Annotated in this window: 20 protein-coding genes and 1 other RNA gene; 17 read left to right on the top strand and 4 right to left on the bottom strand. The window is 45.7% G+C overall.

The annotated features are described in order from the left end of the window. Nucleotides 1–4 precede the first annotated feature (4 nt). The gene (locus MKY52_RS08605; RefSeq protein ID WP_341050948.1) at nt 5–2,011 is read right to left on the bottom strand and encodes a M1 family metallopeptidase; all 2,007 of its coding nucleotides are present in this window, start codon (nt 2,009–2,011) and stop codon (nt 5–7) included. Nucleotides 2,012–2,114: 103 nt separating this feature from the next. On the opposite strand from MKY52_RS08605, the gene MKY52_RS08600 reads away from it, so the two are divergent. Beyond that, nucleotides 2,115–2,621 carry a YwhD family protein gene (locus tag MKY52_RS08600; RefSeq protein ID WP_341050946.1) on the top strand — a complete coding sequence of 169 codons (507 nt, stop codon included), beginning with the start codon at nt 2,115–2,117 and terminating at the stop codon, nt 2,619–2,621. 101 nt (nt 2,622–2,722) lie between these two features. On the opposite strand, the gene MKY52_RS08595 is transcribed toward MKY52_RS08600, so the two are convergent. Together MKY52_RS08595 and MKY52_RS08590 are read right to left on the bottom strand one after the other, a co-directional pair. After that, nucleotides 2,723–3,196 (bottom strand): AbrB/MazE/SpoVT family DNA-binding domain-containing protein, encoded by a 474-nt coding sequence (locus MKY52_RS08595; RefSeq protein WP_076286897.1) that lies wholly within the window; start codon nt 3,194–3,196, stop codon nt 2,723–2,725. Nucleotides 3,197–3,398: 202 nt separating this feature from the next. Beyond that, nucleotides 3,399–5,459, bottom strand: coding sequence for a transglycosylase domain-containing protein (locus MKY52_RS08590; protein ID WP_076286898.1), 2,061 nt, complete (start codon nt 5,457–5,459; stop codon nt 3,399–3,401). A 224-nt stretch (nt 5,460–5,683) separates the two neighbouring features. Between MKY52_RS08590 and MKY52_RS08585 the strand changes: the two genes are divergently transcribed. From MKY52_RS08585 to argS, 3 genes are all read left to right on the top strand, one after another. Beyond that, on the top strand, nt 5,684–6,880 hold the full coding sequence (locus tag MKY52_RS08585) for a hypothetical protein (RefSeq protein ID WP_341050943.1): 1,197 nt from the start codon (nt 5,684–5,686) through the stop codon (nt 6,878–6,880). A 326-nt stretch (nt 6,881–7,206) separates the two neighbouring features. Beyond that, the gene (locus MKY52_RS08580) at nt 7,207–7,650 is read left to right on the top strand and encodes a DUF1934 domain-containing protein (protein WP_341053377.1); all 444 of its coding nucleotides are present in this window, start codon (nt 7,207–7,209) and stop codon (nt 7,648–7,650) included. Beyond that, nucleotides 7,647–9,332, top strand: a complete 1,686-nt coding sequence (gene argS, locus MKY52_RS08575) for an arginine--tRNA ligase (protein WP_076121339.1) — start codon at nt 7,647–7,649, stop codon at nt 9,330–9,332. The genes MKY52_RS08580 and argS overlap by 4 nt, the downstream gene beginning before the upstream one ends. 127 nt (nt 9,333–9,459) lie before the next feature. Here the strand turns inward: argS and MKY52_RS08570 are convergent, their stop codons facing one another. Further along, complete coding sequence (locus tag MKY52_RS08570) at nt 9,460–10,629, bottom strand: S8 family peptidase (protein WP_149647702.1); 1,170 nt, start codon at nt 10,627–10,629, stop codon at nt 9,460–9,462. Nucleotides 10,630–11,087: 458 nt separating this feature from the next. On the opposite strand from MKY52_RS08570, the gene rpoE reads away from it, so the two are divergent. The 13 genes from rpoE (at nt 11,088) to MKY52_RS08505 (ending at nt 23,664) form a co-directional block, all read left to right on the top strand. Beyond that, a complete protein-coding gene (rpoE, locus tag MKY52_RS08565) occupies nt 11,088–11,639 on the top strand; it encodes a DNA-directed RNA polymerase subunit delta (RefSeq protein ID WP_042183972.1) in 552 nt (183 codons plus the stop codon). A gap of 326 nt (nt 11,640–11,965) precedes the next feature. Next, nucleotides 11,966–13,573 carry a CTP synthase gene (locus MKY52_RS08560; RefSeq protein ID WP_042183974.1) on the top strand — a complete coding sequence of 536 codons (1,608 nt, stop codon included), beginning with the start codon at nt 11,966–11,968 and terminating at the stop codon, nt 13,571–13,573. A 369-nt stretch (nt 13,574–13,942) separates the two neighbouring features. Beyond that, nucleotides 13,943–14,329, top strand: coding sequence for a response regulator (locus tag MKY52_RS08555; protein ID WP_042123230.1), 387 nt, complete (start codon nt 13,943–13,945; stop codon nt 14,327–14,329). A gap of 208 nt (nt 14,330–14,537) precedes the next feature. Then, nucleotides 14,538–15,392 (top strand): class II fructose-1,6-bisphosphate aldolase, encoded by an 855-nt coding sequence (gene fba / locus MKY52_RS08550; protein ID WP_036679934.1) that lies wholly within the window; start codon nt 14,538–14,540, stop codon nt 15,390–15,392. A gap of 187 nt (nt 15,393–15,579) precedes the next feature. After that, nucleotides 15,580–16,833, top strand: coding sequence for a UDP-N-acetylglucosamine 1-carboxyvinyltransferase (locus MKY52_RS08545; RefSeq protein ID WP_060623903.1), 1,254 nt, complete (start codon nt 15,580–15,582; stop codon nt 16,831–16,833). A 163-nt stretch (nt 16,834–16,996) separates the two neighbouring features. Next, complete coding sequence (gene rho / locus MKY52_RS08540) at nt 16,997–18,349, top strand: transcription termination factor Rho (RefSeq protein ID WP_042123234.1); 1,353 nt, start codon at nt 16,997–16,999, stop codon at nt 18,347–18,349. A gap of 25 nt (nt 18,350–18,374) precedes the next feature. Continuing rightward, nucleotides 18,375–19,652: a radical SAM protein gene (locus MKY52_RS08535; protein WP_042183978.1), complete on the top strand. Its 1,278-nt coding sequence runs from the start codon at nt 18,375–18,377 to the stop codon at nt 19,650–19,652. 131 nt (nt 19,653–19,783) lie between these two features. Continuing rightward, complete coding sequence (rpmE, locus tag MKY52_RS08530; protein WP_042123239.1) at nt 19,784–19,981, top strand: 50S ribosomal protein L31; 198 nt, start codon at nt 19,784–19,786, stop codon at nt 19,979–19,981. Nucleotides 19,982–20,096: 115 nt separating this feature from the next. Next, an RNA gene (ffs, locus tag MKY52_RS08525) (signal recognition particle sRNA large type) lies at nt 20,097–20,365 on the top strand. 137 nt (nt 20,366–20,502) lie between these two features. Beyond that, nucleotides 20,503–22,278 (top strand): DNA polymerase III subunit gamma/tau, encoded by a 1,776-nt coding sequence (gene dnaX, locus MKY52_RS08520; RefSeq protein ID WP_341050940.1) that lies wholly within the window; start codon nt 20,503–20,505, stop codon nt 22,276–22,278. Between the two features lie 47 nt (nt 22,279–22,325). Beyond that, entirely contained in the window at nt 22,326–22,637 is a 312-nt protein-coding gene (locus MKY52_RS08515) for a YbaB/EbfC family nucleoid-associated protein (RefSeq protein ID WP_042183982.1), read from the top strand. Between the two features lie 39 nt (nt 22,638–22,676). Continuing rightward, nucleotides 22,677–23,276, top strand: a complete 600-nt coding sequence (recR, locus tag MKY52_RS08510; RefSeq protein ID WP_042123249.1) for a recombination mediator RecR — start codon at nt 22,677–22,679, stop codon at nt 23,274–23,276. Between the two features lie 136 nt (nt 23,277–23,412). Then, a complete protein-coding gene (locus MKY52_RS08505) occupies nt 23,413–23,664 on the top strand; it encodes a DUF2508 family protein (protein ID WP_052404100.1) in 252 nt (83 codons plus the stop codon). Nucleotides 23,665–23,675: the final 11 nt, after the last annotated feature.

Below are 23,675 nucleotides of genomic sequence, written 5' to 3'. Positions count from 1 at the left end.
CACCTCACCAGACAAGAGTTCCGAGCACGGTTTCAACTAGTTTAGTTACACTTAATGTCCAGCGGGAGAGCGTTTTGGGCTCTATTTCCGCCAGTCTGAAGTTATTAAGATGTTTGTTTTCTAACAGAATGGTATGCTCAGGATCAACCTCAGCAGAGAGAAGAAGCTTATCGCTTAACAATTGGAATGTAGTCTCTGCTCCTTCACCGCTCCAGACCCGCTCTGTAGCAGAGCCATCGGCGAATGTGAATTTAATGGGAACGTCAACGTAATGGCTCCCTTTGTTTGTAATCTTTACTATGGATTCATAGCTCTGAGCATCGCTGTTGCCATTCTTTTTAATCGTAATCGTATCTATTGAGAAATCAGGAGCACCACCACCATAAATATAATCTTCGAAATAAGGCTGCCATGATTTTTTGGTTACCTTCTCAATGACTTTTTGAAAATCAGACGTAGTGGGGTGCTGGAAACGGAATTTACGTGCGTAAGTGGACATGATGCTGTTCATTGCCTTAGTCCCTACTTGGCGTTCAATATCCTTAAGTACTAGCTTTCCGCGAATATACACATTCCGGCTATAGGATTCTGCCCCGGCATATTTCCATGTCTCTAAATTTAGCGGCTCTGATTTGGTCACCAAGCTGGACTGAAGAGGGAGATTCGTTTTGATGCCATATTCTTGCTCCATGAGTCTGTCTTCAGCATAAGAAGTGAAGCTTTCATCTAGCCAAGCCTCTTCGAATTCATTGCTGGCTACCATGCCGTAAAAGTATTGATGGCCAATTTCATGAACGACGGTTCTTTCAAGTGAGGTGTCAGGAGAAGAGTCTGTGGCTCCAAACGCTGTAATGAGTGTTGGATACTCCATTCCTCCAGCCCCATTCCCCTCCTTAGGCGGAACGATAATAGACAGAGTCGAGTAGGGATAAGGACCATACCATTTGCTGAAGTAGGTCAGAGCTGCCTTAGCGGCCTGAAGGTATCGTTCCTTTAAGTCTTTGTGTAATGGATCGAGATACACCTTAATCCGTACACCAGGCACTTCTGGCGTAGAGAAGGCTTCTTCGGCTACTGTAAAATCAGGGGATGCCGCCCACGCAAAGTCATGGACATCGTCAGCGTAGAACTGATATATTTTCTGATCTTGCTTTAGCTTGGCATTCTTCACAGGAAATCCGGTCGCAGCTACCGTGTAGTCGGAAGGAACCGCAATCGTTACATTAAAGATGCCAAAATCGCTGTAAAACTCAGAGGTGCCGTGGTACTGATGCAAATCCCAGCCTTCCTCCTTAACCCCGCGTGTGCCCATAGGCTCGTATACACTAAGTTTAGGGAACCATTGCCCAGCCATCACGAAATTGCCTGATGCGCCCATACGGGCAAATATTTTGGGGAGCTGGACCTCGTACTGGAGTTTAAGCGTGACACTTTCTCCACCATTAACCGGTTGTGGGAGATGTACCTTTAGGAGTGTCTTATCGTTGACGTTACCATCATCGGGTTGTACAAATTGCACTCTTTGCATTAGTGATGTTCCTTCTGTTGTGCGCAAATCGGTTAAAGTCATGCTTCCGAAGCCGTTCTCTGGCATGGTGTCACCTCTGAGCGTTCCTCCGGACTCCTTCATAAAGGTAGTATCTGATGAAGCAAAAGCATTTGGATACATATGAAAATATAGATCACTTACCGGTTTTACACCGGGGTGTGTCCAGGTTACCGTCTCAGAAGCGATTAAGGTTTCTGTATCAGGAACAAGCTGAACATCGATGTGATACTCGACAACTCGTTGACTTAATGCCTCTTCTGCTGGAACGGGGGCGCTTTCAGGCAGTGTCTGTTGTGGTGCAGCTGCAGGAGCTATGCCGCTTGAGGACTTGGCCTCTTTTGAAACAAAGCTAGTAACAGAAGATGTGGAGTTATCCCCCGAATAGACCCATATGCCTCCTAATAGCACGAGGGTGGCCAGGGTCGCAAAGATGATGATGTACCTTAATGACAGTGACTTCATAGTGTGATTCCTCCCGTGACAAGCATCTACGGGATGTATATGTTTGCAATCGCCGCATTATTAGCTAAAATTAAATTATTCGTAAGAGGAAGGGTGTGCACTCGTGGACAACATACAACCGGAGGGCAAGAAACAGATTGCCTTAAATATTGTGAATGCCAAAAGTAAACATAAAGGCTTTGGAGCGGGCTCTATAGAGCTCAATAACGTATCGCCTGTCATTATTGATGGCGGTGAAGCAGTCATTGATATTGGTGCCATGCATGCCAAGAGTAAGGTTGAAAAGGGGATTAAATTCTCCATGAACCGTGAAGATGTACCTAACGGTAGACAGGTTTGGGTAGTATGGGTAGCAGTGGACCGTACACAGGATAGTCAATTCTATGGCGGAATAACGGCCTGTGAAATGTGGATCGATACGGAAGCACGTCGCGGTTGGAAAATTCTCGCCGAGCATGTCAATAAGTTGGATGCTGCTCTAAAACGCAAAATCGATGTGGGAGGGCTTGGCGCAGTTGAAAAAGCTGCCCTCAAATCCCTCTTGATCTCTCATAATGAGGCATGGTGGACTGCGTCCTCCGATGAGCTTAAAGCTGCACTGAACGAGTAGGAACGAATCACCCGGTAAAGGTTACCTGATACAGAAAAAAGGCTTCGACATCCTGATATAGGAGAGTCGAGGCCTTTTTGAATTGAACATAATGAATTAGTTTACGATTTGCCTGCCGTACTAAGTTTGCGTTTGAGTTGACTTACTCTGGCTTGACTGATCCCAAGAATTTCAGCAAGCTCTTTCTGATTGGCATATGGATGTTCTTCTATGGCCCGCTCCAGGCGTTGGCACATATCCTCTGTCTTCGTCTTCCGGATCGTGCTGCTGTGTTCTGACACTTCGCCTGCAAAATCTTGGCGCGCCTCAGGCACTTGAGACATGCGTTCAGGGTCGGCAATTTCTTTTAGACAGCTACTGCAAATAAATTGCTCTTTATAGTAGGTGACATGGTCGTGGCTTCTGCAAAACGTACATTCTGTCGAGGTGTACTTCCTGAGTATGATGGTGTTATCGTTTAATATAAAAAATTCGATAGGATCACCAATGTCGATATTACGAGTCATACGGATTTCTGCGGGAACCACAATTCTCCCAAGACTGTCTAAACTCCGGATCATGCCTGTATCCTTCATCCCATGTCCCTCATTTACATCTTTATATTTTGGTTGCTACTAACTATTATAGCAGTAATTGTGAGTTAAGAGAATGGGGTGAATATAATTAATGAAGCGGTTACATCCTTTGTGGGAGAAGTGAAAATCGAGTTTGGCCATCCTATGGATTCTACAATAAATAAGTAATAAAAAAGAAAAACCTCTTCAATTAATGAAGAGGTTAATTCAACCACCAGCGTTTAATATTGTTCCACAGGGAACGACTTTCTTCAGCAGGATCTACTTTGCTTTGTACATCATCGACAGCGGGAGCTTTGCCATGTTGATCACAGTATTCGGTGGGCTCAGTTCCACTAATGAAAGTCTCCAGTTCTTTTTCGGGACAGGCTGCTGTAGCTAGCTTACCGGATTGCGGATTGATGTATACACTGACTACGCCATCTGGAATGGGAAAAATCTTAGGCGGGATATTTTCCAACGCTTTTTCAGTAAACTCCGCGAAAATTGGAGCTGCCCGTCGGCCATCGGTAGTTGTGATGTCGCGCCCCTTGTCATATCCAACCCAAACTGCAGTGGACAGCTCGGGGGTGAAGCCTACCATCCAGCCGTCTGTATCCGTAGTTCCAGTCTTGCCGGCTACCGGACGTTTGATTATAGAAGCTACGCGGTTTCCTGTCCCCCCAGTCTCAAATACCCCCTCCATTAAACGGGTCAACACATAGGCGGCAGAAGGCTCTACAATGGCTTCACCCTTTGGCTGTGGTGCTTCATACAGCACCATACCATTAGAATCCGTTATTTTTAGAATGGCTGTGGTGGGCATTTTCTGGCCACTGTTTCCAATAACAGCGAATGCCGCAGCCATTTCTAGCGGACTGATCGGTGAGGTACCGAGTGCCAGTGACGGCACGCTTTGAAGCGGACTATCAATGCCCATCTTGCCTGCCATCTCGCTCACCTTATCCGCGCCGATCTTCATGATCGTATTCACAGCATAGATATTGTCGGATGCTGCAATGGCTTGTCGCATATTGATTTCGCCCAGATACTTATCCCCGAAGTTCCGAGGCTGGTAGGTTTTGCGATTGTTATCATAATGGAACATCGTTGGCTGGCTTTTGAAAACGGAAAGACCAGTCATCTCTTTAGAAGAGAGTGCTGCTAAATACATGATCGGCTTAAAGGACGAGCCAGGCTGACGTGTGGTGGCTAGAGCATGGTTGTATTGGTTGGTACGATAATTTTTTCCGCCGACCATAGCTTTAATGTAGCCAGTGCGAGGATCGATGGAAACAAGAGCGGTCTCCAGATCACTCTTTTGATCCATCTCTTTGTCGACTGCTTGTTCTGCGGCATGCTGCATGTCAGGGTCAAGGGTAGTGTAAACATTTAGTCCCCCTTGTTCCAGCTCATCACTGCTGATGTGAAGAGATTCTGTGGCCAGATTGCGGATATAATCTCTGAAATAAGGTGCAACCACAGTGGTATCCTTCTGGCCTTGTGGTTTTAAGTTCAAGTCTTCCTGAACAGCCTGTCCTGCTTCTTCTTGTGTGATTTCTCCTAAATTGGTCATGACAGTCAAAATGATTTTTTGGCGTTTTTTAGCGTTGTCTAAATGATTGTACGGCGAATAATAGGTTGGTCCTTTTGGAATTCCAGCTAGCATGGTACTCTCTGCCAAGTCTAAGTCTGCTGCAGATTTACCAAAATACATTTGAGAGGCTGCTTCAATGCCATAGGCACCATGGCCATAGTAGATGTTATTTAAATACATGTTCAAGATTTCATCTTTACTGTATTTCATCTCGAGCTGCATCGTATACAAGGCTTCTTTAGCTTTACGCGTCCACGTCTTCTCGTGGGATAGATAAAGATTTCTCGCGAGCTGCTGAGTTAGCGTGCTAGCCCCCTGCGTTCGGTTTCCCTCTTCCAGATTGACGAGCACGGCCCGAGCCATTCCCTTCATGTCAAATCCGGAATGCTCGTAAAACTTACGATCCTCGACGGCTAGTGTGGCTTCAATGAGCAGGGGAGAAATTTGACTTAATTTGACCGGTTCACGGCTACGCCCGTCTGAGGTAAAGGTGGCAAGAATATTGCCCCTGGAGTCGAGTAGCTTGGAGCGCACATCGTCGCCAATGGGAGGGAGATCTTTTTGGTATAGGTAACCGAGCAGAGCTCCCGTGGTCAGTAGAAACAATATAATCATGGCTACCAGCAGCCGGAATAAACGGCGGAAGCGGCTTTTTCGTTTGGGTGGACTCGTTGATTCACGTGACATGACACCAGACTCCCTTCTCCTTGTATTATGGGAAAGGAACTGGAAGGATATTCATTGTATAACTAGGTGATCTGTTAAAGGGACTATCACCGGAGGAAATTTAAATAGGAGATGACAAACTGTTTCCATTTTGTGACTATTCAATGGTGGATCATGCGTGCTTCAGGAGGTATAAAAGAGTAGAGATTGAAAGCTAGGGTATATATACAATAGGAGGTGTCACTATGAACTGGACGAAAAAGATTCACAGAACGACAATAACCGCCCTTTCGGCGACGCTAATAATGGTTTCAGGCTGGGGTGCATCAGCTTCTTCTGTACATGCTGCTGCATCGGCTACACCAGCGGCTACACCAGCGGCGTGCGGCACTGGAGATCATGGGCTACTACAGTCTCTGCAAAACAAGCATTCAGGAGACGTATCCACACCGCTTACCTTTTCTGATGTTCAGTTTCTGAATGGAAATATCGGACGGGCAGCAGGCAATGGATTTATGATTGGCACTTCTGATGGAGGCTGCAATTTTCAAGAAATTTATGAAGGCCAATGGAGCTTTAAACAGATTGATTTTCCCGATAACGTGCATGGTTTTGCCCTTGCTTCTGTAGAAGACGGTCAAGCTCGATATTTAATCAGTACCTCTAATGGCGGCTCAGAATGGAAAAGACTTTCGAATAAAGCTGTTAGCTTTGAAAGAATCGATTTTATCGACAGTAAGATTGGTTTCGGGTATAACAGGGCATCAACGTATTACACCAAGGACGGGGGACTTAGCTGGAGTAAGATTTCAACCCCATCCAATACACGCGGTGCTTATTTCAGTGATCGTAATACCGGCTGGGCCGTTGTAACTGTGCCTGGAACCAGCTACCGGGTAATGAAGACTGCAGATGGTGGCAAAACTTGGAGTTTATCGTTAAAGGTAGCCTTTACCGATCCAGAGTATGGGCAAATCACTTCAAAGGGAGATCAAGTTGATGTGGTTCTCTATGGCGGCTCAGGGATGAGTCAAACCTCATACTCCCTATATACAAGTACGAATAAGGGTAAAAGCTGGAATAGAGTGATCGCTCAGGAAACTGCTGGGGGTGGGCCTGCTCCGGGTAGTGGAAGAGCTGTAGTAAATAAAGGGCCTGCGTCTGGCAGACCGGGAAATTTGGAGCCGATAGGGAACAATACGACCTTCTTGGTGGGTTATTCCGACGCAGCAGAAAAAGTAGCGGTAGGACGCACATATAACGGTGGCAAGCAGTGGACCAATCTTCCGGCGATTGCTGGGTATGAAGGAGTAATCTCGTTCACTAGTAATAAAGAAGGCTGGCTAGCCGTTCGCGAACTCGATTATTCATCGTTATATGTAACTAAAGATGGCGGCGCATCTTGGCAACTTAGATTTTCGTTGAAAATTTTGTCCTTGTAACGGGAGGGTTAGTAAAGGTAGCGAGCATAGCTTTTAGTTTTCTAAACGGTTCCTTAGGGAACCGTTTTTTTGTGATTATTAAGTTGGTTGCACTTGGGTACAGTTTTACTACATGTTCCAAGTGTGCTTTTATCCATCAATATGGTAAAATTTTATGAGCTAAGCTAGATCTAATGGATTCTGAGATTGAAATGCTTCTTTGAACTGGATATAGTGTACAATGGGAAAGCGAATAGGCCTTTGAATGAATATAAAAATGTTTAAGTTTTACGACAGGCGTTTTTCTTATGCAGAATGCAGAGGCTTGCAGAATGGAGGAACGTGTGATGCCCGAATTACAGTCTAACAAATATGACGTCTCTATTACGCTCGTGAGCCTTCAAGATGGTCAGCGGAATGTTATGAAAGCGAATGGAGAGGTAGTATCCAAAGGACCGCATCTATATATTCAATATGAAGAGTTAGAGCAAGGCCCTCGAGGAGAGAAAATTTCTGTTCGTACAACAATAAAGATTGCAGGCAATCAGCTAAAGCTAATCCGCCACGGTGGGATACAGTCGGAACAGAGCTTTCAATCCGGACGGCGTCTGCCGGGATTCTATCGTTCACCATATACACAGTTTAATCTTTCTACAGAAACGAACAAGCTGGACGTGGTGCGCGAAGGGCGCTCCCTAACGGTTGCATGGGAATATGATTTGTACGTATACGAGGAATTGTCAGGAAAGTTTGCTATTAGTTTGCATATACAGGAGGAACCGAAATTATGACACAGAGAAAGAATCCGTTGGAGCTAGTGAATGAACGGGTAAAAGAAGCCATTGCCGATGCAATTGTAAATGCAGGAATTGTTGCACCGGAAGAGGTTCCGGATATCGTACTGGAAGTACCAAGAGATAAGGCACACGGTGATTTGGCTACGAACGCTGCTATGCAGCTGACCAAAATCGCAAAACGTAACCCACGCCAGATTGCTGAGGCAATTATAGAACATTTAGATACAAGCAGCGCTTCTATTGAAAAAGCTGAGATTGCCGGACCAGGCTTTATTAACTTTACGTTGTCCAAGAATTATTTGTACCCAATTATCAGCCTTGTTGCTGAGCAGGGTGATGATTATGGCCGTATTAACATCGGTCAAGGTCAGAAGGTTGAAATGGAGTTCGTCAGCGCTAATCCAACAGGTAGCCTTCATTTAGGACATGCTCGTGGTGCTGCTGTCGGCGATGCGCTTTGCAACGTACTCGATTATGCAGGCTATCAGGTGACACGGGAATATTATATTAATGATGCCGGTAACCAGGTGGTCAACCTGTGCAAATCCATTGAAACTCGTTACCTGCAGGAGCTGGGCCAAGAAGCAGAAATGCCTGAAGACGGTTACCATGGCGAGGATATTAAGGGATTTGCTAAAGAGCTTGTGGCTGAAAAGGGTGATACACTACTCGAAATGAGCCCGAGTGACCGGGCAGCTTTTTTCCGGACTTATGGACTTAATAAAGAGCTCGATAAAATCAAACGTGATCTGGGACTATTCCGCGTAAACTTCGATATCTGGTTCAGTGAGACTTCCCTGTACGAGAACGGAGAAGTGTTACGCTCGTTAGACGAGCTTCGTGATCGTGGAGAAGTTTATGAGCAGGATGGGGCAACCTGGCTGCAAACGACTAAGTATGGCGATGATAAAGACCGCGTTCTGATTAAGAACGATGGCACATACACCTACCTTACACCGGACATTGCTTATCACAGCGATAAGTATGGCCGTGGTTACGATAAAATGATTAACATTTGGGGTGCGGATCATCATGGCTATATTCCGCGGATGAAAGCGGCGATGTCAGCACTTGGCAATGATCCTGAGAAGCTAGTGGTTCTGATTGCTCAGATGGTCAGCCTGTTCCAGAATGGTGAAAAGGTTAAAATGTCGAAACGTACCGGCAAAGCGGTTACGATGGAAGATTTGATGGAAGAAGTAGGAATCGATGCGATTCGTTATTTCTTCACCATGCGTAGCATGGATTCCCATCTCGATTTCGATATGGACTTGGCGATCTCTACTTCTAATGAGAACCCTGTATTCTACGTTCAATATGCGCATGCGCGTATCTGCAGCATCTTCCGTCAGGCAGAGGAGCAAGGGATCTCCATTCCTGATTACGCTGAGATTGACTTCTCCAAGCTGACAGCAGTGCATGAATATGACCTGCTGCGCAAAATTGGTGAGCTCCCAGCGGAAATTGCTGTTGCGGCTGAAGGTTATGCTCCACATCGCCTCATCCGTTATGTATATGAGCTGGCTGCGATGTTCCACAGTTATTACAAAGCTGAACGTGTAATCACTGAGGATGCCGCTCAAACCGTGGCACGACTTGCACTGCTTGGTGCTGCGCGTACCACCATTGCTAATGTCCTGCGTCTTGTTGGTGTTTCCGCACCAGACCGCATGTAATTCAACATCAAACGACAAAAAATCCGCCTTCCGGTTCCCTGGGAGGCGGATTCTATTTTGTGCCGTTCTTCGCACCGGCACAAGCTGCGCTCACGTCAGAGTGACCCACCCGGTGCCCGGGTAGGGTCTATACGTTCGCGGATACCGCCCGCTTGGCCCTCACTCCTGCTTTCAGCAGGCGTAGGGCATCGGCAGCGCCGCCGCCAAGGGATGCGCGTCGCTGCCCCTTGCGCAGCCGCACCGGGGACGCGGTACGGCGCAAGAGCAGCTTCAGCTCCCTTGGCGAGAGCCCCGGTCGCACCGCGAGCAGCAGTGCAGCGGCTCCCGTGACATGCGAGGTCGCCATGGAGGTGCCGCTCATCTCTTTGTAGCCCTCCTTCAGCCAACAGGAGGTCACGCCTTCGCCGGGGCCATAGACATCGATATAAGAACCGCGGTTGCTGAAGCCAGCAACACGATGTCTTTTATCGATGGCGCCCACGGCAATCGTCTCAGGATAACGTGCGGGATAGTCTCCGCCACGTTTTCCATCATTCCCGGACGAGGCGATGACAGCGATTCCGGCTCGGTACGCTTTAATAACTACATTGTGAAGCGCTTTGCTTCTAGTTTTCATTCCGAAGCTCATATTGATGATATCAATTTTGTTCTGTACGCACCAATCAATGCCCAGTACAATGTCCGATACATACGCGGAGCCGCTATGATCAAAGGCCTTGACTGGATATAGCAACGCTCGTGGAGCCACTCCCATCATACCGCGCGTTCCTCCTGCCGCAGCTAGAGTACCGGCGATATGAGTCCCGTGTCCATTATCATCTAGCGGCAACATTCCGCGGTGTAGTAAGTTGACCCCAGAGGCTAATGAATGCTTCAGATCGGGATGGCGGTAATCAGCACCTGTGTCGATTACGCCGATTTTGACGTGAACTCCGGTTGATTTGGACCATGCCTGAGGAGCATGAATGGCTTTTACTCCCCAAGGGAGTGTGGCGGTACCGCTCTTTTCGTTAGCTATGGAATGGATTTGTATTTGTAGATCCTCTTCGACATTTAGGAGGTCTGCAAATCGGTTCATTAGTTTTCCAGCTCCGGCAGCAGGCACAAAAAAGGCCCGAATCAGCGGAGATACCTGCACTTGCCGCAGCTCAGGCTGCTTCGCTTTCAGCGCCTTCCATTGTGTGAATGCCCCGGCATACTGGCGGGGATCATTGAAGGTAAGAATACGCCGCTCACCATTGTTGGGGGCAACCGATATTTCTTCAAGAAGCATGTGCCAAAATTTGTAATAGTCCATAGGTTTCGCTGTCCCCTCCTCGGTGCCCTGCTGCCATATTGTATGAGTGGAAGAGGGGGTCCGAATGGGAACTTGCCCTTTTTTAACGAAATGGGCTGCCCATCGTGTCAAAAGACGGCGCTTTACATAAAATAGACAGAAGAGATTAACACTCTCTTTGTAACATCACGTAAGGAGCCGATCCTTGGCGTGGATACAGTCATGCGCGGAGGGTTTCCTCCGCCTTTTTTTATTTAAAAGGAATTATAAGTTTCACACAGGTACATATGTTTTGGGTTTATCCTTCTTCAAGATGGAGACAGGTTTCTGCTATGGATAACAGCCTGAAGGCTCTTTCTGTTAGCTGTTACCGCTTTTGACTTGCAATTTGTTGTCAAATAGGTTTTACTTAGTTTTGTTAATGGATATTATTGAAATAAACCGTAATGTGAACAATGCGTGAGAGGAAGTGTCCTTTAGTGAGTACGCCACTCAATTTAAAGCTAGACCCTGAGAAAGTTAAAGAAATGCCGATGGTGGATTTGGCCTTTCTAGTGCTTAAGGCAGCCAATACACCGTATTATTACCGTGATCTGATGGTCGAGGTAGCCAAGTTGCGCGGCATGACCGATCAACAAAGCCAAGATACTATTGCCCAGTTATATACCGAGATTAACATTGATGGGCGTTTTGCCTGTGTCGGAACCAACCTTTGGGGATTGAAACGCTGGTATCCTCTAGAGCGCTCTGATGATCCGGTTGGTAACACCAAACGCGTGCGTATCATCAACGATGAAGACGATGATTTGGAAGATGACGACTTTGCTGAAGAAGAAGAAAACTACGCTGCTGAAGAAGAGGATTTCGACGCTATCGATGAAGATCGCGACGACCTCTATTCCGACGACGACAGCGAAGAAGAAGTCGACGAAGATGTCGTGATCGATGAAGATGACATAGACGAAGATGACTCAGATGAAGACGATGCAGAAGATGACTCAGATGAAGACGATGCAGAAGCTGACAAGTAAGATAAATAATTTCAAAGAGTCTTGCTGATGGTTTAATTCCTCCCTTGACAGTGGGGGAACGTCAGAGTAAACTATTGCATGGGCTTATCATGTAAGTTAATAAACGCGTTTCTTAAAATAAAAAGTGCCCCGGTTCTACGGGTGTCACTTTTTTGTTTTTTTAGATGCAAAGTAGCTGTAGTTTTATGTAATTTGCGGGACGACGCTTTATGTTTTCCCCGGTGAATCAAACTTTTGATTTCCCCTGTTTTGATGATAGTAAAACGGGTTACGATAAACACCATGCGCCGCTTTTATGTCTGGACTTTATTTAGGAGGGTTTTACAGTGACAAAGTATATTTTTGTAACGGGTGGCGTTGTGTCTTCCCTGGGCAAGGGCATTACCGCCGCTTCGCTGGGCAGGCTGCTCAAAAACAGAGGTCTAAAGGTAACGATTCAGAAATTTGATCCGTATCTTAACGTAGACCCTGGAACGATGAGTCCTTATCAGCACGGTGAAGTATTCGTAACCGATGACGGTGCGGAGACTGACCTTGACCTTGGACACTATGAACGGTTTATTGATATTAATCTGTCAAAGAACAACAATGTGACGACAGGTAAGATCTATTCATCCGTAATCAGCAAGGAACGTCGTGGAGAGTATTTGGGCGGAACTGTACAAGTTATCCCACACATTACGAATGAGATCAAAGAACGCGTGTTCCGTGCAGGCCGCGAGACCAACTCTGATGTTGTAATCACAGAGATTGGTGGAACCGTAGGTGATATTGAAAGTCTTCCGTTCCTGGAAGCCATTCGTCAGATCAAGAGTGATATCGGACGGGAAAATGTGATGTATATCCACGTAACCTTGATTCCTTATATCAAGGCTGCTGGAGAAGTGAAGACAAAGCCGACACAACACAGTGTTAAAGAGCTGCGCAGTATCGGTATTCAACCGAATGTCATCGTGTGCCGTACGGAATATGAGCTTTCCGCAGATATGAAAGCGAAGATCGCACTTTTTTGCGATATTGATGCTAATGCTGTTGTGGAATGCCGCGATGCTTCAACGTTGTATGAAGTTCCATTGAATCTTCGTGATGAAGGATTGGACGAGATTGTTGTTAATCATTTGAAGCTTACGACACCTGCACCAGATATGCGTGAATGGGAAAGTATGCTTGAACGGATTCAGAAGCTTGAAAAAACAGTGGAAATTGCGATTGTTGGTAAGTACGTAGCACTGCATGACGCTTATTTGAGCGTTGTTGAATCACTTTCACACGCAGGCTTTGCTGCTAATGCAGAGGTTAAGATTCGCTGGGTGAATGCAGAGGAAATTACGGATGAGAACGTGGATGAAATGCTGCGTGGTATTGGTGGTATTCTTGTTCCTGGTGGTTTCGGTGATCGGGGAATTGAAGGTAAAATCTCTGCGATTCGTTATGCCCGTGAGAAATTGATACCTTTCTTCGGAATTTGCTTAGGTATGCAAGTTTCCGTAATCGAATATGGCCGTTCTGTTCTAGGTCTACAAGGTGCGAATAGCTCCGAAATCGATCCGAACACACCATATCCACTGATCGATCTGCTTCCTGAGCAGAAGGATATTGAAGATATGGGCGGTACTATGCGTCTTGGCTTGTATCCTTGTAAGATTGCTGAGGGTTCCCTGGCAATGTCTTGCTACGATGATGAACTGGTTTATGAGCGTCACCGTCACCGGTATGAGTTCAACAATACGTACCGTGATGAGATTGAAAAAGCAGGTCTGGTTATTTCCGGAACCTCTCCAGATGGCCGTTTAGTTGAGATCGTAGAGCTTCCGGGACATCCTTGGTTCTTGTCGGTTCAATTCCATCCGGAATTCACTTCACGTCCGAACCGTCCACAACCGTTGTTCCGTGATTTCGTCAAAGCTTCTTTGACTCATTCCGAACAGCAGTAATTTTGTAAATATAATCAGAACCTACGGGTTTTGTATCAAACCTGAAGAGCCTCCCATAGGAGGCTCTTTTTTTTAACTATTCGAAAGTATAAGTTGTTCATCTATCCTTTATGTCTAATATTTTTCGCTTAAACGCTTATCGTCCTTATAGGGACGCCGAAGGTGTTTATGCCTGTTTGTCCATTTTGAAGAGCTGTGTAAATGACATCATTGTAATTCAGACTCTTTATTTACCCATTTTATCCAATTAGCAGGATTTGAGCAGTGAAGCACGAATAATAGGTTTCGTATGGGTTAGTTTCTGAAGGGGCCGTTAGCTGTGGAGAGCGCGGTATAGTCAATCTGGCTTAATCTCTGGGAGGGTATTATATGGAAAAAAAGAAAGTGTTAATTGTCGATGATCAGAATGGGATTCGGATTCTTCTTATGGAAGTGTTCAATAGCGAAGGATATACGACATTTCAAGCAGCTAACGGAAAATTGGCCTTAGACATTGTTCGCAGTGAGTCTCCTGACTTGGTTTTGCTCGATATGAAAATACCGGGAATGGATGGACTCGAGATTTTGAAGCATCTGAAGGAACTAAATCCATCCATTAAGGTCATAATGATGACCGCTTATGGGGAGCTGGATATGATTAAGGAAGCAACCAAGCTAGGCGCATTGATGCATTTCACAAAGCCATTTGACATCGATGAAATGCGGGTAGCGGTCAATATGCATCTTCATAATAAGTCTGTAGATCAATGCAGTTAAAGTAATATTTTCTGTATCGATTCTATTTGGTTATGGTGATTATAAACAGTTTGAGTGCAAATGCTATACGGGCTGGATAAAAATCGTCCCACCGGGACATTTTTTTGTTTATCCTATTTAGTATTTGACTCAGGATGTGTTATAATAAGCCTGTATGTGATGTCGGTTTAAAAACATAGCCAACCAACATTCTTAGGAGGATGAAACCATGCCATTAGTATCTATGACAGACATGTTGAACAAAGCACTTGAAGGAAAATACGCAGTAGGTCAGTACAACATTAACAACTTGGAGTGGACACAAGCTATTCTTGGTGCCGCTGAACAAGAGAAATCACCAGTAATCCTTGGTGTATCCGAAGGCGCAGCACGTCACATGGGCGGCTTCACTACTGTTGTTAAAATGGTAGAAGGTCTAATTATCGATATGAATATCACAGTTCCTGTAGCGATCCACCTTGACCATGGATCTAGCTTTGATAAATGTAAAGCAGCAATTGATGCTGGATTTACATCCGTAATGATCGACGGTTCCCACCACCCAATCGATGAGAACATTGATATGACTAAAAAAGTCGTTGAATATGCTCACGCTAAAGGTGTTTCTGTAGAAGCAGAAGTAGGTACTGTTGGTGGACAAGAAGACGACGTTATCGGCGGCATCATGTATGCTAAGCTTGATGAGTGCGTACGTATTGTTAAAGAAACAGGTATCGACACTTTGGCTCCTGCACTAGGTTCCGTTCATGGACCTTACCATGGCGAGCCTAACCTCGGATTTAAAGAAATGGAAGAAATCCGCGACGCTACTAACATCCCAATGGTTCTTCATGGTGGTACAGGTATTCCTGAACATGACATCAAGAAAGCTATCTCCTTGGGTACTTCCAAAATCAACGTAAACACTGAGAACCAAATCGTGTTCGCAAAAGTTGTTCGCGAAGTTCTAGCTGCTAAACCTGATGCTTACGATCCACGTACATTCATCGCACCAGGTCGCGATGCGATCAAAGAAACCGTTATCGGTAAAATCCGCGAATTTGGATCCAACAACAAAGCCTAATCATTGTTAGCTTCCGCCACAGGTGGACAAGCAATTTGTAAAGGGCAGGGTGTAGCTCTGCCCAGTTGAATAGTTTGATGAGGAAAGCACACCGCTTAGCCGGTGTCTTTCCATTTTCATCACTAAAAGTCCACAGCACGTATTGCCCACACAGCTGCAATACACGTAGGGGGAAATTGATAAATCTATGGAAAAATTAATGATTGGCGGTGGACGTCCGCTAGAGGGCGTTGTAACCATCAGTGGAGCAAAGAATAGTGCTATTGCACTTATTCCTGCGGCGATTTTGGCCGAATCTGAAGTTGTTCTTGATAATTTACCGTCCCTTAGTGATGTAGCCGTTTACTCCGAAATCTTGCAAGAGCTTGGCGCAAGTGTATCTTGGTCAGGCAACCAGATGAAAATTGATCCTTCGCGTATTGTATCTATACCTATGCCTAATGGTCCGGTTAAGAAACTTCGAGCTTCGTATTATATGATGGGAGCTCTACTTGGAAGATTCAAAGAAGCGACAATAGGTCTACCCGGTGGTTGTAACTTCGAACCTCGTCCAATCGATCAGCATATCAAAGGATTCGAGGCACTAGGAGCAACAGTTACCAACGAACATGGTTCTATCCACTTATATGCTAAAGAGCTACGCGGTGCGAAGATTTATTTAGACGTATCAAGCGTAGGTGCCACTATTAACATCATGCTGGCGGCTTCACGTGCCAAAGGCTCCACAATTATTGAAAATGCGGCTAAAGAGCCTGAGATTATAGATGTAGCAACCCTATTGAACTCTATGGGCGCTGTTATTAAAGGCGCTGGTACAGAAACCATCAGAATCGAAGGGGTATCGGAGATGCACGGTTGCCGTCACTCCATTATTCCCGATCGGATTCAAGCAGGAACTTATATGATTGCCGCTGCGGCTACGCGTGGTAATGTGTTGATAGATAACGTTATTCCTAAGCACTTGGAAGCTTTAACGGCCAAGCTTTTAGAGATGGGCGTTGATATTGAAGAGCTTGACGAAAGTATTCGCGTTATAGGTAGAGCTAAATATGAGCACGCAGATGTCAAAGCGTTGACCTATCCTGGCTTTCCTACAGATTTACAATCTCCTATGACAAGTATGTTGACACAGGCGGAAGGCGTTAGTGTGCTTAGCGATTTCGTCTACAGCAACCGTTTTAAACATGTGCCAGAATTGGTACGGATGGGCGCGAAAATACGAGTTGAAGGCCGTTCTGCAATTATTGAGGGTGGTAAGCTTAACGCTGCAAAGGTGAAAGCGACTGATTTACGGGCAGGCGCTGCTCTTGTCATTGCTGGATTGACAGTAGGGGATGGGATCACCGAGGTGACCGGCGTAGAATATATTGACCGTGGTTATGATAATTTAGTGAGCAACCTTCGACAACTTGGTGCTCATGTTTGGCGTGAGAACGAATAAAATTAGGATATCCCGTTTGGAAGGAGGTTTATTTGCTTATTTACCGCATATATCCTTCCAAATTGGGTATTAATATCCTAATGGGCATTTTAATAGACTCATCATTTTGCCTAGTAGATAGACTAGGGCGAACTCATTTAAAAATTGAATAGGTGGTTATTACATGGATCTTCAAATTTCCGATTTGGAAGAAATGAAGCTGACCGAGTTGTATAAGCTGGCCAAGAAATACCAGATCCCTTATTACGGACAGCTGAAGAAACGGGAACTGATCTTTGCGATCCTTCGGGCACAGGCAGAGCAAAGCGGTCTTATGTTTATGGAAGGCGTACTGGAAATTTTACCCGAGGGCTATGGATTTCTAAGGCCGATTAATTATTTGCCTAGCGCTGAAGATATTTATATCTCAGCCTCACAAATTCGGAAGTTTGATCTCAGAAGCGGAGATCTTGTATCTGGGAAATGCCGGACGCCGAAAGAAAATGAACGATATTTTGGCCTGCTTCAAGTCAATGCCGTTAATGGCGAGAACCCTGCTAGCGCAGCGGAGCGACTACATTTTCCAGCATTAACACCACTTTATCCGCAAGACAAGCTACCGCTTGAAACATCCCCTACTCATTTGTCTACCCGAATAATGGATTTGCTCGCTCCTGTAGGTTTGGGGCAGCGGGGTTTGATTGTAGCACCTCCTAAAGCAGGAAAAACGCTCCTCTTGAAAGAAATTGCCAATAGTATTTCCACTAATAATCCTGAGATTGAACTCTTTGTATTGCTAATAGATGAGCGTCCCGAAGAAGTAACTGATATGCAGCGTTCAGTAAAAGGCGAAGTGGTTGCATCGACGTTTGATGAGCTTCCAGAGAATCATATTAAAGTGGCCGAACTTGTGTTGCAAAGAGCTCTTCGTTTAGTTGAGCACAAGAAGGATGTAGTTATTCTTTTAGATAGCATTACCCGTCTTGCACGTGCGTATAATCTTGTGGTTCCACCATCTGGACGCACGCTTAGTGGGGGGATTGACCCAGCAGCCTTTCATCGGCCGAAACGGTTTTTTGGCTCTGCACGGAATGTAGAAGAGGGCGGTTCACTGACTATTTTAGCAACTGCTTTAATTGATACCGGATCACGTATGGATGATATTATTTATGAAGAGTTTAAGGGTACTGGTAATATGGAGCTTCATTTGGACCGCAAATTGGCGGAACGCCGTATATTCCCTGCTATTGATATTCGTCGTTCAGGTACACGTCGTGAAGAAGTGCTCTTGAGCAAAGAAGAGCTTGATACGATCTGGGCGATTCGCAAAAATATGAATGAATCCTACGATTTTGTGGAGGGATTCATCAAAAAGCTGCGTGATACAAAGACTAATGCTGAATTCTTAGCATCATTTGACGTGGCGGGAGCTAAACAATCGCCAAATGGAACTGCGAGTAGCGGAGGAACTTCCAACAGTGGTACGGCTGCTCGTCGCACAACACGGGCAAAGACTTCTTCAGTACCTACAACTTGAGAATTGATAATAAGAGGAGACTAACATGTATTTGGTATATGCCGACGGGCAAGGAAACGTATATGATCATCCAGAACTGTACGGGTTAGCCCGTAGTGGGGATATGATCGTTGAAATGTTGGAGGAAGAGTTGATTCCGCTGCCTGAAGGCGCCACTCTTGTGGGCTTGCCTAGTACGCGGGCTGTGGGTATGGATCCTGAGACAGGTGAAATGATGGCGTTGCCGGATGGCTCACAGGCTGTAGGCGCGCTGCTGCCTCAGGGCTATACTCGCTTGTGTCTTCCTGGGTATGTAAAGACAGATAAGTCTTACAAGCTTCCACTGTTTGGGTATTCGGCTGTAGTGTGGAAGGATGGCGGGTTCTATGTTGCGGCGGATCCAACCGATAATCCGGAGAAGTGGAACCCACTGAACTGTGATAAACAGGATCTTGAGGTAAGCGTTGGCGAGTTGACTGCCAAATATCCTGATAACCGTCTCTATGAGCATCTTTCTAACTGTGCGCTTGGTTATGAATGCCTGACTTCCTCCAACACCTTCTTAGGGCGTTGGGAGGGCGGTGTACCTGTCTCTTATTCATGTAATGCTGGATGTTTTGGCTGTATTTCTGAGCAGCCTGATGATAGTGGTTTTGTGTCTCCGCAGACTCGTATGAATTTCCGACCAACGGTCAATGAAATTTCACAAGTTATGTTGGAGCACTTGAAGACGCCTGAATCGATTATCAGTTTTGGACAAGGCTGTGAAGGTGAGCCTTCTACGCAGGCAAAACTTATTATAGAAGCAATCCGTGAAGTGCGCTCGATTACTGACATGGGCTACATTAATATCAACACCAATGCTGGCTTAAGCGATCATATTCGTGGAATCGTCGATGCTGGGCTGGATTTGATGCGTGTCAGCACGATTAGTGCTCTAGATGATCATTACAATGCTTATTACAAACCACGTGGCTACACATTGGCTAATGTAGAGAAGTCTTTGAAATATGCTGCCTCGCAAGGTGTTTACACATCGATCAACTATCTGATTTTTCCTGGAGTAACTGATCGCGAAGAAGAGATTGAGGCGATGGTGGAGTTTGTAAGACGTACGGATCTGAAGCTTATTCAGATGCGTAATCTGAACATTGATCCAGAGAGTTATTTGGAGTTAATTCCTCCTGCTAAGGGTGAAATTCTCGGCATGAAGACGATGCTGGAAATTTTCCGGGACGAATTGCCGGATGTTGTTATTGGTTCTTACACACATGTACCACCAGCAAATATGGCTCGGGTAAAGCAACGGCAACTCAACATTTAATAGATTAAATGTACCAATGAATTACCAATGAAACATATTGATCAATTGAATTTTTCGTGCTAAAATACCACAGTGTAATCATATAACTCTGGGTCCGCATGAGGCTTAGGGCATGAGAGGTGAAATTCAAAATGCAAGCAGCAATTCAACCAAAGTATAACTTAACTAAGGTAACCTGCGCATGTGGCAACTCTTTCGAAGCTGGCTCTGTTAAACAAGAGCTTCGTGTTGAAATTTGCTCCAGCTGCCATCCTTTCTTCACTGGCAAGCAGAAGTTCTTGGATGCCGGCGGTCGCGTTGATAAATTCAAGAAGAAATACGGTATCTAATTGGAATAGCCGCTTAGCGGCTTAAGGTTAGATCGAGCCCCCAGCTTTCTCGCTGGGGGCTCATTTTATGTCTTGGAGTTGATTTTTGTCCGAGCGTGAGCTATACTTATCTTCGCCGTGCTAGACGGGGAGGTAGCGGTGCCCTGTAACTCGCAATCCGCTGTAGCGAGGTTGAATTCCTGTTAGAGGTGCTATCGATGTGAGGCCTTGGTTCCTACGGGCTGTGTTGACGGTTGGGTCCTCCGCAATGAGTGCTTATGAACCTGGTCAGGTCCGGAAGGAAGCAGCCATAAGTAAGTTTACTCTTGTGCCGGAGGGTGGCCTAGCCCGAGCAGTCATGTAGGGTTGCCGCTTGGATCGTAGTCATCAATAACAGGTGCACGGTTTATAATTCTGTTTATAACAGCATCTTTGCCACAAGCAAAGATGCTTTTTGTTTTTGGTCAATAGCCCATGAATATAGTATAATAAATTTGCGACAAATGCCGGGAAAGAGGCAGCCTAAGAGAGGGTAATGCATAGTGGAACATATCGCGCTGTACCGTGCTTGGCGGCCGCAGTCGTTTCAAGACATGGTTGGACAACAGCACATTATCCAAACGCTGCAGAACGCAATTCGTGAACAGCGGGTTTCGCATGCCTATCTGTTCAGTGGTCCGCGGGGAACTGGTAAGACAAGTGCTGCTAAAGTCTTAGCGAAAGCGGTCAATTGTGAACGTGGGCCAGGTCCGGAGCCTTGCAACGAGTGTCCTTCCTGCTTGCGAATCACTGCGGGTAATGTGATGGATGTGCAGGAAATAGACGCGGCATCTAACCGGGGCGTAGAAGAGATTCGCGACCTCCGGGACAAGGTGAAATATGCACCTACCGAGGTGCGCCGTAAAGTGTATATTATTGATGAAGTGCATATGCTGACAACAGAAGCATTTAATGCGCTATTAAAGACATTGGAAGAACCGCCGTCACATGCAATGTTCATCCTTGCGACTACGGAACCTCATAAATTGCCAGCGACGATCATTTCTCGTTGTCAGCGTTTTGACTTCCGCAGAGTAGCTTTGGAAGAGCAGACAGCACATCTAAGTGCTATCTGTGAGAAGGAAGGGATTACAGCCGATGTTAACGCATTGCAGTATATTGCCCGCCTTTCTGATGGGGGTATGCGCGATGCAGTGAGTTTGCTGGATCAGATTTCATCTTTTACAGATGGCAAAGTTACGTACGAACAAGTGCTGGGGATGACCGGAGGGATACCCTCTGAGCAATTTGCACGTCTTGCCACTGCCATATTGGAAGGTGATATGGGTCTTCTGCTGGAGCTTGTTGAACAGCTTATGCATGAAGGTAAGAGTGCTGATAAATGTCTAGAGAATCTTATGTATTATTTCCGTGATTTATTGATGATTAAGATGGTACCTGGGGCCGATCAACTGACGGAGCGAGTGCTTAATCCCGCCGAGTTTAAAGATATGGCCACCGCTTTTTCCCGGGATCGTCTGTTTCAGATCGTAGATACACTTAATAAGTACCTGGGTGAAATGAAATATGCTACTCATCCGCAGACTTTGTTTGAAGTCGCGCTGATGAAGCTTTGTAGCTTGCAGCAAGAGGAAAGTGAGACCGCATCAGCTGCTCCGTTAGGTGCATTACAGGCTGGATCAGGGGTGATTGCTCCTGCAGTCCACTCTGGTGAACTGGATCTGCTCAAGAGACAGATTACTGCGCTGGAGAAAAAGCTGGAGCAGGCATTGCAGGCCGGTGGTATTTCCGGAGGTGGGCGAGATGGTGCCTCTTCTGCGAAATCGAATCCGACTCCAAGTTCTGCGCCTAGAATCTCTGCAACCTCCAAAATGCCTCCAAATGTTGATAAGTTTATTGCTGGTAAGGATAGTCCTGATTTTGCAGCTATCTACAAACAGTGGAGTCTTGTCTTGCAAGGGGTAAAAGAGGAGAAGGTAACGGTTCATGCGTGGTTTGTAGACGGAGAACCTGTATCTGTAATGGACGATGCTGTGCTTGTTGCATTTAAGAACACGATTCATCGTGATACAACGGAGAAGCCAGCAAACAGACAGGTCATTGAGAATGTGTTTGCAGCGCGTCTTGGTAAACCTTATAGACTGGTAACTATAATGCAGCGCGATTGGAACGAAGCCGCTCAGAAGTCAGTGGGACAACCTAGCAAAGAAGAGTTGCGGCTAGAGCATGAACATGATACTGCAGATGCGAAATCTGAACCTTGGATTGATGAGGCTATCCAGCTTTTTGGAGAAGACCTTGTTGTCATAAAAGAGTAATGTAAGCATACTAGCGCAAATTGCGCATTCCAAAGGAGAGATGATGTATGAATAATATGAACCAAATGATGAAGCAAGTTAAGAAAATGCAGGAGCAAATGCTTAAAGCTCAAGAAGAACTAGGTGGCAAGGTAATTGAAGGCTCATCAGGTGGCGGTGTAGTTACAGTTCAAGTTAATGGCCACAAAAAGTTGCTTTCTATCCAAATCAAGCCAGAAGCTGTTGATCCGGAAGATGTTGAAATGCTACAGGATTTGGTAATCACTGCAGTTAATGATGCTTTGACTCAAGCTGAAGACCTTGCGAACAATGATATGGGTAAATTTACTGGTGGAATGAAGATCCCAGGCTTGTTCTAATTCACTCACTCCACTTTCGTCTAAAGGAGAATTATTAATTTGTATTATCCCGAACCGCTAGCCAAGCTGATCGATGCTTTTACGCGCTTGCCCGGGATTGGGCCGAAGACAGCCGCCCGGTTAGCTTTTCATGTGCTTAACATGAAAGAGGATGACGTCATTGATTTTGCTAAAGCGCTAGTAAGTGTCAAGCGTAATCTTCATTATTGCTCCGTCTGCTGTAATATTACGGATACGGACCCGTGTAAGATATGTCAGGACAAAACTAGAGATCCTTCAGTAATCTGTGTGATCCAAGACTCCAAGGATTTGGTGGCAATAGAACGAACCAAAGAGTTTAATGGGTATTATCACGTTCTTCAGGGTGCGATTTCACCTATGGAAGGTATAGGCCCTGATGATATTCGCTTGAAGGAATTATTGACTCGTTTGAGTGATGAAAGAGTGAGTGAGCTTATCATGGCGACCAACCCCAACATTGAGGGTGAGGCAACGGCGATGTATATTTCTCGTCTAGTTCGGCCTTTTGAGATTAAAATCACCAGAATAGCCCATGGCTTGCCTGTTGGTGGCGATCTTGAATATGCCGACGAGGTTACCTTGTCCAAAGCGTTGGAAGGTCGTCGTGAGCTATTCTAGTAGCTCTAAAGTCGTGTTTTTCAAAAGGAGGCCCCTTGGGCCTCCTTTTTTTGTTCTAAGTTTGTCCCTATCCCGATATGAATGAGAATAACGAGATGTAATTTTGCATCGAAATTATTCTGAGGAGGAATGAGTAATGGGATGGTGGACCTCATTGTGGCGGGGAGCAGATGAAGAACAGGGTAGAAAAGATACGGAGGGCTGGGAAACGTTGCTGGAGGTTCGTAAGGCGCAATCTGAGTGGGAGAGAGCGTACCTAATGTTTGATGAAGCGTTGGGTCAAGATCAAATTGATTATGCTATTTATATTTTAGAGGCAGCAGAGCGCAAGTATCAGATACATCTCAAACATGCAAAGAGCATTGGATTAAATAGCAGTCAGATGTAGGCGCTAACCAA

Origin of the sequence: Paenibacillus sp. FSL P4-0184, from assembly GCF_038004625.1 — a bacterium.
In the GTDB taxonomy this organism is placed as follows: Bacteria; Bacillota; Bacilli; order Paenibacillales; family Paenibacillaceae; genus Paenibacillus_AQ.
This window is presented reverse-complemented; position numbering and strand designations above follow the sequence as displayed.